This is a genomic window from Nonomuraea helvata, assembly GCF_039535785.1.
GTDB lineage: Bacteria > Actinomycetota > Actinomycetes > Streptosporangiales > Streptosporangiaceae > Nonomuraea > Nonomuraea helvata.
In genome coordinates, this window is the sequence record NZ_BAAAXV010000005.1 from 1,375,851 (window position 1) to 1,390,129 (window position 14,279).

Here is a 14,279-nt window from a genome sequence, read left to right on the forward strand (position 1 = left end):
GTAACCTCTCGCACCCCGCGGCTCTCCAACAAAGCGAACTTTCGTCGCGTTCAGGTCACACAGTGGTCACGGAACTCAGAGAGTGTACGACTCAGCTGTCCCACATGCCACTCAAGTGTTCTTAAGCCGTACAAACCCTATCCTGGGGCCTTATGGCGGCACTTGTCCGCGTTTCCCGGAAGTCAGCGGACCCGTTAGCCGGTACGGCCGCCTTAGGCTGAGCCCATGACGCTCGCTCCCGGCCTCCGCTCCCAGCTGCTCATCATGGTGGAGATGGAGGACACCGCCAAGAAGATCGGCAGCGGTGACGTGCCCGTCCTGGCCACGCCCCGGCTGCTCGCGCTGGCCGAGGCGGCGACCGTACGGGCCGTCGAGCAGCACCTCGCACCCGGCGAGACGTCGGTCGGCACCCGGGTCGAGCTCGAGCACCTGGCCGCCAGCCCGCTGGGGACGCACGTGCAGATCGGTGTCGAGCTCACCGAGGTCGACGGCCGGCGCCTGGTCTTCGCCTTCGAAGCCCACGACCGGCACGCCATCGTGGGCAAGGGCACGATCGAGCGCATCGTCGTCGATCGCGCCCGATTCATGAAGCGCGCTACTCGATGACGGCGATCAGGTCGCCCTCCTGGATGACGTCGCCCTCGGCCACCTTGATCTGGGCCACCACGCCGTCGTCCTCGGTGAGCACGGGGATCTCCATCTTCATCGACTCAAGGATGACGAGCGTGTCGCCCTCCGAGACGGTGTCACCCTCACTGGCGACGACCTTCCAGACGTTCGCCACCATCTCAGCGCGTACCTCAGCCACCGCAACTCCCCTCTTTCATCACTGTGTTCACCTTAGGCCCCGCATCCGCGCAACCAGGCCCGTGTCGTAGTCGCCGGTGACGAACTCCGCGTTGTCCAGCAGCTCCGCACAGAACGGCAGGTTGTTCTTGGGGCCCTCGACGACGAACGCGTCCACCGCCTTGCGCCCCCGCTCCAGCGCGTCGGCGCGGGTCTCGCCGTAGACGCAGAGCTTGGCCATCAGAGGGTCGTAGAACGGGGTGACCGTGTTGCCCGCGGTGTAGCCCGAGTCCACGCGTACGCCCTCGCCGTCCGGCTCCACCCACTCCGTGATCGTGCCGGGGCCGGGGAAGAACCGCTTGGGATCCTCCGCGTAGACCCTGAACTCGATCGCGTGCCCGGTGGTCACGGGCCGCACCTCGGGGCTCTCCCCCGCGGCGACGCGCAGTTGCAGCTCGACCAGGTCGAGCCCGGTGACGAGCTCGGTGACCGGGTGCTCGACCTGCAGCCTGGTGTTCATCTCCAGGAACACGAAGTCCTGCTTGTCGGCGTCGACCAGGCACTCGACCGTGCCCGCGCCGAGATAGCCGACGGCCTCGCCGGACCGCGCTGCGGCGGCGAGCATGCGCTCGCGCAGCTCCGGGGTGATGCCCGGGGACGGCGACTCCTCGACGACCTTCTGGTGGCGGCGCTGCACCGAGCAGTCGCGCTCGCCCAGCGCCACGACGCGGCCGTCGGGCAGGCCGAGGATCTGCACCTCGACGTGGCGGGCCCGCTCGATGTAGCGCTCGATCAGCACGGCGGGCCCGTCGAGCGCGTCGCCCGCGAACCTGGCCGCCGCCCTGGCGGCCTGCTCGAACGCCTTGGCCAGGCCCTCGTCGTCGTGGGCCACGCTCATGCCGATGCCGCCACCGCCGCCCGCGGTCTTGACCATGACCGGGTAGCCGATGGACTCGGCGGCCTTGAGCGCCTGCGACAGATCGGCGACCGGCTCGCGGGTGCCCGCGGCGACCGGCACGCCGGCGATCTCCATGAGGTTCCTGGCGTTGATCTTGTCGCCCATCTTGTCGATGGCCTCGGGCGCGGGCCCGATCCACACCAGCCCGGCGTCGATCACGGCCCTGGCGAACGCGGCGTTCTCCGCAAGGAACCCGTAACCCGGGTGAATCGCCTTGGCGCCGGTCGCGCGGGCCGCCTCCAGCACCTTGGCGGCGTCGAGGTAGCTCTGCGCGGGATTGGCCGGGCCGATCAGCACGGCCTCGTCGGCCTCGCGCACGAACGGCAGGTCGCCGTCGGCCTCGGAGTGCACGGCGATGGCGCGCAGCCCCAGCCGCTTGACCGTGCGGATGATCCGCCGCGCGATCTCCCCTCGGTTGGCGATCAGAACGGGTCCGAGCGTCTCAGTAAGCACGCCGACCAGCCTATGGCCGCAACCGATCCGGCCCCTTTCCCCCTAAACCACCGATCCGAAGAGCGCGATCTGTAGGAACTCCACAATTGTGAGGGGCCCGAAACGGGACAGCGGTTGTTCGGGCTAGACACGCCCGCGGTCGATCACGCGCGTGAGCGCCTCGATCGCCGAGGGATCGTACGCATTGCCGGACGACAGCCGGATGCGCTCCAGCGCGGCCCCGGCGCGGTCGCGGTCGGTCGAGGGCCCCACGAGGTCGTCGTAGGCGTTGGCGACCTTGATGATGCGGCTCGACAGCGGCGGGTCGTCGGCGATCGGGTCGCACTGCCGCTTCACCACGTCGGCCACCCGGTCGAGCACGCCGGTCTGCCTGATCACCTCGGCGCCCAGCTCGGCGATGCGCCGCGCCTGCTCGGGCTCGGTCAGCACTGTGGCGCCACCGGGTATGGGGTCGCGCAGCGAGAGCTGGCCGATGTCGTGCATCAGCGAGGCGTACTCCAGCTCGAGCAGCTCGGGCTCGGCCATGCCCAGCTCTCTGCCGATCGCCACGGCCAGGCGGCTCACCCGGCGCGAATGGCCGGGCTCGACGTAGCCGCCGACCTCGGTGACCCGCGACAGGGCGCGTACGGTCTGCAGGTAGGTCGCGCGGATCCCGGCGTACTTCCTGAAGGCCACCTGCGTGACCAGCAGCGGCGCGGCGAACACCAGCAGCGCGACCAGGTCCATGCTGTGCGTGGCCAGTGCGAGCAGCACGCCCGACGAGGCCACGGCCGCGCCCAGCGGGAAGGCCATGTTGATCTCGTCGCGTACGGCCACCCTGAACGCCGTGCGCAGTTGCTCGGCCCGGAGCAGCGCGGCGATCAGCACGTCGATCATGAGAGAGATCGCGATGAGCGTCACCATCACCACGAGCGCGGGCCACCAGGTGCTGGTCGGCGGCTTCGTCAGCGCGTAGAGCGGGTCGGCCAGCGGGCGGAACGCGAAGGCCAGCAGCGCGCCGGTGAGCAGCCGCCGCGCCATCGCGTCCAGCCGGGGCGGACGGCCGACCGCCAGGTGCGGGAGCGCGCCGGCCAGCATCCCGACCGCGATCACGGCCACGACCTGCAGCGCCGAGTGGCGGAGCGGGTGCTGGCTGAGGTCGAGCAGCAGCGTGTAGCCCAGGGCGGCGGCGGCGCCGATGGGCGCGACCTCCCTGTTGCCCGGCATGGTGAGCCTGGCCAGCTCGCCGACCGCGATCAGCGCGCCGAACCCGACCGCGATCTCCGGGCGGTCGAGCCCGACGGCGGCGGTGTGGGCGACGCCCGCGACCGCGACCAGCCCCGCCGCGCAGATGAGCAGCAACTGGCCGGAGTCGAGCCGGCGCAGGACCGTGTTGAGCGAGCGCTCTGCGCGCCTCGGACGGCGCTCCGTGGTGATCATTGCCCGGTCACGACCTGGATGGGCATGGTCGGGTCGTCGTGGTCCTTGATCGGGGTCTCGTCCGGCGGCGGCGCCTCCACCTTGCGCGGCGGCTGCCACGGCTCCCGGTCGAGCGCGCGGATGAAGGCCGTGACCATGACCGGGTCGAAGTGGGTGCCGGCGGTCTTGCGCAGCTCGTCGAGCGCCTCCGCGACGGGCCTGGCGCCGCGGTAGGAGCGGTCGGAGGTCATCGAGTCGAACGCGTCGGCCACCGCGATGACCTTGGCAAACTCGGGGATCTCGTCACCGGCCAGGCCCATCGGGTAGCCGGTGCCGTCGTGGCGCTCGTGGTGGTGCATGATCCCGGCGTACGCCTCGTCGAGGAAGCCGATGCCGCGGACGATCTCCAGGCCCCGCATGGGGTGGAGCTGGATCGCGGCGAACTCCTCCTCGGTGAGCGGGCCGTCCTTCTGCAGCACCTTGGTCGGCACCCCGAGCTTGCCCACGTCGTGCAGCATGCCCGCGTAGCGGATGGCCCGCACCCTCTCGGGGCCCATGCCGATCTCCTGAGCGATCATGGACGAGGCGAGCGATACCCGCGTGCAGTGGCCTCGGGTGTAGTAGTCCTTGGTCTCCACGGCCTGGCAGAGCGCGGCGATGGTGGCGTCGTACGAGCGCTGCTGCGCGTGATACTGACCGAACGCCCATCGCGCCACGAACAGCGGCAGCAGCACCAGCACCGCCGAGATCGACTGCACGGTGGCCCAGAGCCCGGCCACCAGCAGCCCGAACGTGCCGTAGCCCAGGTACGACAGCAGGAACTGGGCCATGCCGCGCATCGGCACCTCGGTGGCCCGCACCCGCGTGGCCAGCCCGACTATGATCAGCGTGAGCGCGATGTTGAGCGGCACGAACACGGCGGTGGCCGCGGCGTAGGGGCCGATGAGATCGTCGAACGCGTTGACCTGGGGCACGCCGACCTGCCCGCCGAGGCCCTCGTAGACCCGCCCGGCCGCGTAGCCGCAGATGGCGAACTGCGCGCCGTTGAACAGCCGCTTGATCAGCGGCAGCCCGGGACGCACGCTCAGCACCGCGGTCAGCCCGACCAGCGCGGCGCCCTCCGGCCCGATCAGCACCACCGCCGCCAGCGCGGCGGAGAAGCTGACCGACACCGCGAACTGCTCAACGTTGAGCAGCGTCGGCATCGACTCGCACACCAGGAACAGCAGGGCGAGCACCAGCAGGACGTCCAGGTCCTCCGGCGCCACGAGGGTGCCGGAGACGATCACACTGCGCGCCATGAGAGCGGCCGCCGCCCCGATCACGGCGACCAGATAGACCCTTGCAGGCCACGGCAGATCACGCATTGCGGCCCCCTACGGAGATCAGGTCCAGGACACCCCGGGAGGGAGCGCCTCCCCGATCAGCATGATCACCGGGGTGATCAACAGGATGGCCGTGAGCAGCCGGGCGACCATAACCTTCATCATCCACATGCCTCCACGTCGACTTCTGGAGTTCACGCTACAGAAGAGGACGTCACCGCATGGGCAGAGTCGGAAATCGCAAGCAAAGCGTAATCAAGCAACTACTTCTGGCGACGATTTCTCGCCCATTCGACCGTTTTCTTCACACCGGTCGGCAGGTCCGTACGCGGCTGCCAGCCGAGCCCCTCGTGGGCGGGCACCGGATCGACCGCCATGGCGGGCAGATCGCCCGGGCGCGGCGGCGCGAACCCCGGATGGTCGTGCGCGCCCGCCGCGTCAGCGATCAGCGAGTGGAGCCGCCGGTCGGTGGTCTGGATGCCGGTGCCGAGGTTGAACCTGCGGCCGTCGCCCCGCTGGCCGCACGCCGCGACGAACCCGTCGACCACGTCGTCGACGTAGACGTAGTCGCGCGTCTGGTCGCCGTCGCCGTGGACGACCGTGGGCGTGCCGCCGAGCAGCGCGTCGGTGAAGATCGCGACCACGCCCGCCTCGCCTTCGGGCGACTGGCGCGGGCCGTAGACGTTGGAGAGCACCAGCGCGGTGTATTCGATGCCGTAGAGGGCGCGGAAGGCGGCGAGGTAGGTCTCGCCGCTGAGCTTCGACGCGGCGTACGGCGAGCGCGGGTCGGTGGCCGCGTCGCCGGGCACGGGGATCGTGGCAGGCCTGCCGTAGACGGCCACGGAGGAGGCGAACACCACCTTGCGCGCGCGTCCCTCGTGGGCCGCGGCCAGCACGGCGGCGGTGCCCTCGACGTTGACCCTGGCGTCGCGCCTCGGGTCGGCCACGCTCTTGCGCACGCTGATCTGCGCGGCCAGGTGGCAGACGACCTCCGGCTGCAGCCCGGCCACGAGGCCGGGCAGCGCGGGATCGAGCACGTCGAGGACGTGCAGCCTGAAGCGATCGCTCTCGGCCGCCTCGGCCAGGTTGTCCCTGCACCCGGACGACAGGTCGTCGACCACGTCGACGTCATGGCCTTCGGCGAGCAGACGATCGACGAGATTGGACCCGATGAACCCGGCGCCCCCGGTGACCAGCACACGCATGGTGTGCATCTTAGTCGGACAGCTCCGACCTGACCTGCGCGATGCGCGCCAGCACCTTGGAACGCAGGTCAGCGGGGACAGGGTCGCAGCCGCAGTGCTTGTGCACGAGCGCCTTGACCGCCTTGTCCAGGTCGTATTCCTTCAGGCATGGGCCGCACTCGTCGAGATGCACGCGGATATCCACGATGTCGGTCTCGGTCAGCTCGCCGTCGAGATAGGCGTAGACCTTGTCGAGCACCTCGCGACAGTCGGTGTCATGCGGGTTGCCACAGCTCATTTCGATCCCTCCGCCGGGACCAGGCCACGCTCGCGAGCATAGTCCTCAAGGAGGCCCCGGAGCTGCCTGCGTCCCCTGTGCAGCCTCGACATCACAGTGCCGATCGGAGTGCCCATGATGTCGGCGATCTCCTTGTAGGGGAAGCCTTCGACGTCGGCCAGGTAGACCGCGATCCTGAACTCCTCCGGCAGGGCCGCGAGCGCCTGCTTGATGTCGCCGTCGGGCAGGTGCTCGAGCGCCTCGACCTCGGCCGACTTCAGACCGCCCGAGGTGTGGGACTCCGCCCGCGCGAGCTGCCAGTCCTCGATCTCCTCGGTGCCGGACTGCTTCGGCTCACGCTGCTTCTTGCGGTAGCTGTTGATGAACGTGTTGGTCAGGATCCGGTAGAGCCACGCCTTGAGGTTGGTGCCCTCCTGGAACTGGTGGAACGACGCGAACGCCTTGGCGAAGGTCTCCTGAAGCAGATCCTCCGCGTCCGCGGGATTCCGGGTCATCCGGAGCGCGGCGGAGTAGAGCTGGTCGAGATACGGCATCACGTCGCGCTCGAATCGCTCGCTTCGCTGCTCCAGCGTCTCCGCGCCTGTCGCGGGCACCGGACCCACCCCCCTAAGATCACCGGTGGCCGGCTGTTGCGGAACACCGTACTCAGGGGAGGATACCCGCTGGCCGATGACGCGCCGGTCAGTGGGGAGGGGGTCGACCATGCGAGCGAAGGAGCTCGGCGGGAGTGAGCGAGGAACGAGCCGACGACTGCCGAAGCGGTCGCGACCATCAACAACAGCGAGCATGCTCGTCGCAACACACCCGCGCCCTTGTCTGTTCCCGCAAGATAGAAGGTACGAAGGACCCGGTGCGGGGAACGTCATACGTACCGGCTGGTAGCCCTTTACCCGGAACCCAGGAGTCGCGTGTGCTGCCCATTCCGGCCGAGGAACTGAACGGCTCAGGGACGCTCGGGCCGTACTGGACCTTCTACCGCGCCGTCGCCGCCGAACAACTCAACCGATGGCTCCCCGCCGAACCCTCCGTCATCCTCGATCTCTCCGGCGGTCAGGGGCGCTGGTCCGGCCAGGCGGCCAGGGCAGGGCACAAGGTGATCGAGGTGCTCGACTTCCGCCGTACCGTCGACGGGCAGTCCCGGTTGCGGGATGCCGACCGGGTCCGTCACGTACGCGCCGACGATCTGGCGTTCCTGCCCGACGCGAGCGTGGACGCGGTGCTCGCCGAGGAGCGCGTGCTGTCGATCGAGCTGATGGCGGAGTCCGCGATGAACGACGTGGCCAGGGTGCTGCGGCCGGGCGGGCGGGCGCTGGTGTGCGTCGACTCGCTGGTGCTGGGCATGGCGATCCTGGCCGAGCAGGAGCAGTGGCAGCACCTGCGGCAGACCGGCGAGGTCATGCTCGTGCCGTGGCCGGACGGCAGCATCACGCGCTGCTTCAGCAGCGGGCAGCTGCGCGAGCTGCTGGTCGGCGCCGGGCTGGAGGTTGAGTGGATGCGGCCGCGCACGGTGCTGTCGCCGTCCACGGTGGACCACGTCCTCGGGTCCGACGCGCGTGCGCTCAACTATCTGGTACGCACGGAGCTCGAGGCCCATCCGGACGACGACGACACGGTCGGCATCCATCTCGTGGCCAGCTGCCGCAAGAGCCCGTCCCACCCGGCCTGAGCGCCCCTGGCGTCAGCGGCGCCGCTCCCGCTTGCCTTGGCACTGCACGCAGCGCGCGGCCTCCGGGCGCGCCTCCAGCCGCCCTTCCGGCACCGGCTTGGCGCAGTCGACGCACCGGCCGTACGCGCCTTCCTCCAGGCGCTTGATCGCCTCGATCACGGCACGGCGCTGCGTCGTGGCGACGGCCAGCATGGCCTGCGCGCGGTCGGCGTCGGTCAGGTCCGAGCCTGCGTCGGCCGCCGAATGCTCGCGTACGGCGACGGGATCGCCCTGGAGGACCCCGATCGACCGGTCCAGTTCCGCGAGCATGTCTTCCAGCCGCTCACGAGCGGTCGTGACGTCCACGAATCCGCACCTCCGGGTGAATCACGGCAACCCGCGGCTAGGACTCCCCGGTTGTCCCGCCCGGTGCAATTAGGGGGCATTTATGGCGGTGACATCGAGTGAACGGATGCATCGCTTTCCTCACCGGATGCCCACTTACAGCGCTTCTTACACCTTTAGAAAAGGGCGGTTTCCTCCTCCTCGGGTAGCGGTTTGATGAGGTCGGGGCCGTTGTTTCTGACGTTGTTGACGTCAGTGGAGACCGGATACGCCGTGAGCCGCCCCTGTTCGGCGGGCACCAGCAGCCGGGTCGCCCGGTCGACGTCGTTGAGTTTGGGGTCGAGCCACTCCTCCCAGCGCTCCCGCTCGATCATCATGGGCATCCTGTCGTGGATGCGGCCGAGCTCGTCCTCCGCGTCCGTGGTGATGACGGTGCAGGTCACCAGCCACTTGAGCGGGTCGTCGTCGGCACGCGACGGGTCCTTCCAGAACTCGTACAGGCCCGCCATGGCCAGCACCCCGCCGTCCTCCGGATGGATGAAGTACGGCTGCTTCTTCTTCTTTTCGCCTTCGACGGGCATCCACTCGAAGTAGCCGTCGGCCGGGAGCAGGCATCTGCGCTTGGCGAACGCCTGCCGGAACGACGGCTTCTCGGCCACCGTCTCGATCCTGGCGTTGATCAACCGGGACCCGATCGAGGGGTCCTTGGCCCAGGCTGGCACCAGCCCCCACTTGACGATCCTGAGCTGCCGTACCGCCCGCTCGGCCTCCTTGGGGACGCGGCTGAGCACGGCGTAGACGTTCTTGGTCGGCGCGACGTTGTAGTCGGCGCCGAGCTCCTTGTCGGGGTCGCCGTCCTGCTCGACCTGGAACTCCTCGAGCAGCTCGTGCTTCTTGCGCGCCGAGGCGTATCTACCGCACATAACCCCACCCTGCCATGTACGTCCTTCGCCCGCGCCTCTTGTCCACAGGGGGAGCGAGGAACCCTGCCGCCGTCCACAGGCCGTGAACCCGCCCTGCCACTCCCAGTAGTCTTTGACCATGCCCGCTACGCACTGGCCCGCGCCCACGGCGACCGCTCCGGTGACCGCCACCGTCTCGCTGCCCGGCTCCAAGTCGGTGACCAACCGCGCGCTCGTCCTGGCCGCGCTCGCCGACGGCCCCGGCGTCGTGCGCAGGGCGCTGCGCAGCCGCGACGCGGACCTGATGGTCTCGGCCCTGCGTGCCCTGGGCGCCACCCTGGTGGCAACCGACGAGAGCGTCGCCGGCGTCGACTGGCAGGTGACACCGGGCCCGATCCGGGGCGGCGCGAGCATCGACGCCGGGCTGGCGGGCACGGTCATGCGTTTCGTCCCGCCGATGGCCGCCCTGGCCGACGGCCCGGTCTCCTTCGACGGCGACCCCCACGCCCGCAAGCGCCCGATGGGCCCCATTCTCGACGCCCTGCGTTCGCTGGGCGCGCGCGTCGACAACGACGCGCTCCCGTTCACGATCAGCGGACCGCTGGCGGGCGGCGAAGTCACGCTGGACGCCTCGGGCTCGTCGCAGTTCGTCTCCGGGCTGCTGCTGACGGCGGCGCGGTTCGAGAAGGGCGTCACGATCCGCCACGTCGGCCCGCCCGTGCCGTCGCAGCCGCACATCGAGATGACCGTGGAGATGCTCAGGGCGGTGGGCGTCACGGTGGACGACAGCGAGCGCGACGTGTGGCGCGTCGAGCCCGGCCCGATCGCGGCCAGGGACATGACGGTGGAGCCCGATCTGTCCAACGCGGCCCCGTTCCTGGCCGCCGCCCTGGTCACGGGCGGCACGGTCACGATCCCCGCGTGGCCGGCCCGCACCACGCAGCCGGGCGACGCCCTGCGCGGCCTGCTCGGCGCGATGGGCGCCGAGGTCACCCGCTCCCCCGACGGATCCGACCTGGTGGTCACGGGGCGGCCGACAGGCGAGATCACCGGCCTCGACACCGACCTCCACGAGGTGGGCGAGCTGACCCCGACGATCGCCGCCCTCGCCGCGCTCGCGACCACGCCGAGCCGCATCAGGGGCGTGGCCCACCTGCGCGGCCACGAGACCGACCGCCTGGCCGCGCTGGCCACCGAGATCAACCGCCTGGGCGGCGACGCGGAGGAGACCGAGGACGGCCTGGTCATCCGCCCCCGACCGCTGCACGGCGGCATCTTCCACAGCTACGACGACCACCGCATGGCCACGGCCGGAGCCGTGATCGGCCTCAGGGTGCCCGGCGTGGAGGTGGAGAACATCGCGACGACGGCCAAGACCCTCCCAGAGTTCGTCCAGATGTGGGCCGGCATGCTGGAAGTCCGATGAGCCGGGTCCGCCGCCCTCCAGCGGCGGGTTTCGCGATGAAAACGCCGGGCACGTCGGAAAAGGGCGGCACGTGGGGGTCAGCCGCCCCTATGGCGAGATCCACCGGCACGAGGCCACTGCCGCATGCCCACAGAGGGAGAGCGAGAGAGCGCATGGGAGCAGACCGCTGAAGAAGCGGGAGTACGACGAGGACGACGTACGGGTCCGCCCGGGCAGAGGCTCGAGGCCGCGGACCCGGATCCGTCCTGCGCACGAGGACGCCGTCGAAGGGTTCGTGGTGGCCGTGGACCGCGGCCGCTACACGACACTGGTCGAGCCGGAGCGCCCGAAGGGGTCCGCGCAGAAGCGCAAGCAGCCGCAGAGCCGCCTCGTGGTGGCCATGAAGGCCCGCGAGCTGGGCCGCAAGGGCATCGTCGTGGGTGACCGGGTCGCCCTGGTCGGCGACGTCTCCGGCCGCCCCGACACCCTGGCCAGGGTCGTACGCGTGGAGCCCCGCACGTCGATGCTCCGCCGCTCGGCCGACGACACGGACGACACCGACGGCATCGAGCGCCCGGTCGTGGCCAACGCCGACCAGCTCGTCATCGTCACCGCCCTCGCCGACCCGCCGCCCCGGCCCCGCATGATCGACCGCATCCTGGTGGCGGCCTTCGACGCCGAGATCGAGACGCTGCTCTGCCTCACCAAGTCCGACCTCGCCCCGCCCGACGAGCTGGTGTCCCTCTACGAGCCCCTGGGCGTCCCGCACGTGGTCGTGCACAAGGGCGGTCCTCTGGAGGAGCTCCGCGACCATCTGGCAGACCGCGTCAGCGTCCTGGTCGGCCACTCGGGCGTCGGCAAGTCCACTCTCGTCAACGCCCTGGTGCCGGCTGCCAACCGCGCCGTCTCCCAGGTCAACGCCGTGACCGGGCGCGGCCGTCACACCTCCACCTCGGCCGTCGCCCTGGAGCTGCCGGAAGGCGGCTGGATCATCGACACGCCGGGCGTGCGCAGCTTCGGCCTGGCCCACGTACACATGGAGACGGTCCTGGCCGCGTTCCCCGATCTCGTGGAAGGCACGGTCGACTGCCCCAAGGGCTGCACCCATCTGGGCCCCGAGTGCGCCCTGGACGCCTGGGTCGCCAAGGGTAACGCCGATCCCGTCCGCCTCGAGTCACTGCGCCGCCTGCTCTCCAGCCGCGAAGGCACCCTCGACGACGCCCCCTGACCCGATTGCCGCCGGAACCCGCGGCAATCACCCTTTCCCGCCAAAGAGTGAGCCTCATTCTCTTTCGCGATCATGCGCGTCAAACAGGGGAATCAACTGATCTGAGCCGTCTGGACGTCCTTTTACCTTCACGGCGAAACAGCAGTTCTTGTCCAGTCCCACGGAAAAGTCCGGTTTACCCCCGACCTGAAGCCGGAGCACTGAGGACAATTCCGGTAGCGTGGGCGACCGTGCAGGGTTATAACGATGATCTTCGTCTCGCGCATGTCATGGCGGACGCCGCCGATGACCTGACCATGCGGCGGTTCAAGGCGGTCGATCTCAAAGTCGACACCAAGCCAGATCTGACGCCGGTCAGCGACGCCGACCGTGCCGTGGAGGAGGCCATCCGGGGCACGTTGCGCCGCGCCAGGCCGCGCGACGCGGTCGTGGGCGAGGAGTTCGGGAAGACCGGCTGGGGCGCCCGTTCGTGGATCATCGACCCGATCGACGGCACCAAGAACTACGTACGCGGCGTTCCGGTGTGGGCGACCCTGATCGCGCTCATGGAGTACGGCAGGGTCGTCGTCGGCCTGGTGTCGGCTCCGGCGCTCGGCCGGAGATGGTGGGCGGCGATCGACGGCGGCGCGTGGACCGGCAAGAGCCTGACCAAGGCGTCCAGGATGCGGGTCTCCTCCGTGTCCAGCCTGGAGGACGCGTCGTTCTCGTACTCCAGCTTCGGCGGATGGGAGAAGGCGGGCAAGCTCGAGAACTTCCTCGACCTCGGCCGCGCCTGCTGGCGCACCAGGGCGTACGGCGACTTCTGGTCACACATGATGGTCGCCGAGGGATCGGCGGACCTGTCGGCCGAGCCCGAGCTGTCGCCGTGGGACATGGCGGCGCTCACGGTGATCGTCGAGGAGGCCGGCGGCCGCTGGACCGACGTCGCCGGGGTGCGAGGGCTGGAAGGCGGCAGCCTGGTCTGCACCAATGGGATCCTGCACGACGAGGTGATCAACCGCCTCAACGGCACCTCGTTCACCCAGAGTTCACCGATCCACGGGGCCTAGAGCGCCAGCACCCGCCGTACCGCGTTCATCAACCCGTCGCGGTAGGACCCCCCGAACAGCACCACGTGGACGAGCAGCGGATGCAGCTGGTGCAGCGGCACCCGCTCCCGCCAGCCCTCCGCCGGCGGGTACTCCTCGCAGTAGGCCCCCAGCACCCGATCGAGGTACGGCAGCCCGAAAAGCGCCAGCATGGCCAGATCGGTCTCCCGGTGCCCGCCATGGGCCGCGGGATCGACCAGCACCGCCGACCCTCGCGACCACAGCACGTTCCCGCTCCACAGATCCCCGTGGATCCGCGCGGGCGGCTCTGCAGGCCCCGCCACCGCGGCGAACCGCTCCACGGCCCGCTCGACGAGCGCCAGGTCGGATGAGGGCAGCCCGGCCTGCCGGGCGAAGGGCAGCACCCGCCGGGAGGCGTAGAAGGAGGGCCAGTCGGCGGCGGGCGCATTGTCCATCGGCAACTCGGCGATGAACCCCGGCCACGGCGCGCCGAAGCCGGCGGCCCCCGCCCGATGCAGCCGGGCCAGCGAACGCCCGAACCGCTCGGCCGCCACCGCACTGGGCGCCTCCTCCCGCACCCATGACAGGACGAGCCGATCGGGACCGACCTCGACCACCTCGGGCACCGCGATCGCCTCGCCCAGCCAGCGCAGCCCCGCGGCCTCCGAGGCGAACACCTCCGAGGCGGCCCCAGCGACTGACGCTGTCTTCGCGAACACCTCGCGCCCGTCGTCCAGCACGCCCCGCAGCAGCCGCCATCCGTGGGACGAGCCCAGGCTCTCAGTCGATCTCATCGGCGATGTGCTTGGCCACGCCCTCGGAGGCGGACTCGACCAGCGCGAGCACCTCCTCGAACCCCTCGCGGCCCCCGTAGTACGGATCGGGCACCTCGGCCCCTTCCTCGGCGGCGGGGTCGAACGCGCGGAACAACTGCACCTCCACCCCGGAAGGCGCGATCCGTCGTAGGTTGGCCAGGTTGTCCCGGTCCATGGCCAGCACCAGGTCATAGCGGTCGAACCAGTCCCGGGTGAACTGCCGGGCCCGGTGCGCCGCGCCGTCGTAACCATGCTGCTCGAGGATGGTCAGCGCCCGTTCATCCATGGGGTCACCGACGTGCCAGCCGCCGGTCCCGGCGCTCTCGACGGTGACGCGGTCGCCCAGCCCGCGGTCGGTCAGCGTCTGGCGGAGCACCACCTCCGCCATGGGGGATCGGCAGATGTTTCCCATGCACACCAGGCATACGCGATAGGTCATAACTCCCATCATGGGGGCGACCGGGCGCGTTCACCGAACGTTCACCCTT

16 protein-coding genes are annotated in these 14,279 nt (G+C 70.1%); 5 read left to right on the plus strand and 11 right to left on the minus strand.

The window, feature by feature from the left end; translation table 11 throughout:
• The first annotated feature begins 225 nt into the window (after positions 1-225).
• Positions 226-606, plus strand: a complete 381-nt coding sequence (locus tag ABD830_RS25780; protein ID WP_344992217.1) for a thioesterase family protein — start codon at positions 226-228, stop codon at positions 604-606.
• Here ABD830_RS25780 and ABD830_RS25785 read toward each other — a convergent pair.
• The 7 genes from ABD830_RS25785 to ABD830_RS25815 all read right to left on the minus strand — a co-directional run bounded on the left by ABD830_RS25785 (position 596) and on the right by ABD830_RS25815 (position 7,004).
• Positions 596-808, minus strand: coding sequence for a biotin/lipoyl-binding carrier protein (locus ABD830_RS25785; RefSeq protein ID WP_344992220.1), 213 nt, complete (start codon positions 806-808; stop codon positions 596-598). The genes ABD830_RS25780 and ABD830_RS25785 overlap by 11 nt on opposite strands.
• A 27-nt stretch (positions 809-835) precedes the next feature.
• Positions 836-2,197, minus strand: a complete 1,362-nt coding sequence (locus tag ABD830_RS25790) for an acetyl-CoA carboxylase biotin carboxylase subunit (protein ID WP_344992223.1) — start codon at positions 2,195-2,197, stop codon at positions 836-838.
• Positions 2,198-2,320: 123 nt separating this feature from the next.
• A complete protein-coding gene (locus ABD830_RS25795) occupies positions 2,321-3,616 on the minus strand; it encodes an HD-GYP domain-containing protein (protein WP_344992226.1) in 1,296 nt (431 codons plus the stop codon).
• A complete protein-coding gene (locus ABD830_RS25800; RefSeq protein ID WP_344992228.1) occupies positions 3,613-4,962 on the minus strand; it encodes an HD-GYP domain-containing protein in 1,350 nt (449 codons plus the stop codon). Before ABD830_RS25800 ends, ABD830_RS25795 begins: the two co-directional genes overlap by 4 nt.
• Positions 4,963-5,183: 221 nt before the next feature.
• Positions 5,184-6,125 (minus strand): NAD-dependent epimerase/dehydratase family protein, encoded by a 942-nt coding sequence (locus tag ABD830_RS25805; RefSeq protein ID WP_344992231.1) that lies wholly within the window; start codon positions 6,123-6,125, stop codon positions 5,184-5,186.
• A 10-nt stretch (positions 6,126-6,135) separates the two neighbouring features.
• Positions 6,136-6,402, minus strand: coding sequence for a mycothiol system anti-sigma-R factor (gene rsrA / locus ABD830_RS25810; protein WP_344992234.1), 267 nt, complete (start codon positions 6,400-6,402; stop codon positions 6,136-6,138).
• Positions 6,399-7,004, minus strand: coding sequence for a sigma-70 family RNA polymerase sigma factor (locus ABD830_RS25815; protein WP_344992237.1), 606 nt, complete (start codon positions 7,002-7,004; stop codon positions 6,399-6,401). The genes rsrA and ABD830_RS25815 overlap by 4 nt, the downstream gene beginning before the upstream one ends.
• A 308-nt stretch (positions 7,005-7,312) precedes the next feature.
• Between ABD830_RS25815 and ABD830_RS25820 the strand changes: the two genes are divergently transcribed.
• The gene (locus ABD830_RS25820; RefSeq protein ID WP_344992240.1) at positions 7,313-8,068 is read left to right on the plus strand and encodes a class I SAM-dependent methyltransferase; all 756 of its coding nucleotides are present in this window, start codon (positions 7,313-7,315) and stop codon (positions 8,066-8,068) included.
• Between the two features lie 12 nt (positions 8,069-8,080).
• On the opposite strand, the gene ABD830_RS25825 is transcribed toward ABD830_RS25820, so the two are convergent.
• Together ABD830_RS25825 and ABD830_RS25830 are read right to left on the minus strand one after the other, a co-directional pair.
• On the minus strand, positions 8,081-8,413 hold the full coding sequence (locus tag ABD830_RS25825; RefSeq protein ID WP_344992243.1) for a TraR/DksA family transcriptional regulator: 333 nt from the start codon (positions 8,411-8,413) through the stop codon (positions 8,081-8,083).
• Positions 8,414-8,568: 155 nt separating this feature from the next.
• Positions 8,569-9,315, minus strand: a complete 747-nt coding sequence (locus ABD830_RS25830; RefSeq protein ID WP_344992246.1) for an SOS response-associated peptidase — start codon at positions 9,313-9,315, stop codon at positions 8,569-8,571.
• Between the two features lie 118 nt (positions 9,316-9,433).
• Between ABD830_RS25830 and aroA the strand changes: the two genes are divergently transcribed.
• The 3 genes from aroA to hisN all read left to right on the plus strand — a co-directional run bounded on the left by aroA (position 9,434) and on the right by hisN (position 12,976).
• A complete protein-coding gene (gene aroA, locus ABD830_RS25835; protein ID WP_344992249.1) occupies positions 9,434-10,720 on the plus strand; it encodes a 3-phosphoshikimate 1-carboxyvinyltransferase in 1,287 nt (428 codons plus the stop codon).
• Positions 10,721-10,886: 166 nt separating this feature from the next.
• Positions 10,887-11,927: a ribosome small subunit-dependent GTPase A gene (gene rsgA / locus ABD830_RS25840; RefSeq protein ID WP_344993030.1), complete on the plus strand. Its 1,041-nt coding sequence runs from the start codon at positions 10,887-10,889 to the stop codon at positions 11,925-11,927.
• Between the two features lie 230 nt (positions 11,928-12,157).
• Positions 12,158-12,976 carry a histidinol-phosphatase gene (gene hisN / locus ABD830_RS25845; RefSeq protein ID WP_344992253.1) on the plus strand — a complete coding sequence of 273 codons (819 nt, stop codon included), beginning with the start codon at positions 12,158-12,160 and terminating at the stop codon, positions 12,974-12,976.
• On the opposite strand, the gene ABD830_RS25850 is transcribed toward hisN, so the two are convergent.
• Both ABD830_RS25850 and ABD830_RS25855 read right to left on the minus strand, forming a co-directional pair.
• Positions 12,973-13,770, minus strand: coding sequence for a fructosamine kinase family protein (locus tag ABD830_RS25850; protein WP_344992256.1), 798 nt, complete (start codon positions 13,768-13,770; stop codon positions 12,973-12,975). The genes hisN and ABD830_RS25850 overlap by 4 nt on opposite strands.
• Entirely contained in the window at positions 13,757-14,230 is a 474-nt protein-coding gene (locus ABD830_RS25855; protein ID WP_344992259.1) for a low molecular weight protein-tyrosine-phosphatase, read from the minus strand. Before ABD830_RS25855 ends, ABD830_RS25850 begins: the two co-directional genes overlap by 14 nt.
• Positions 14,231-14,279: the final 49 nt, after the last annotated feature.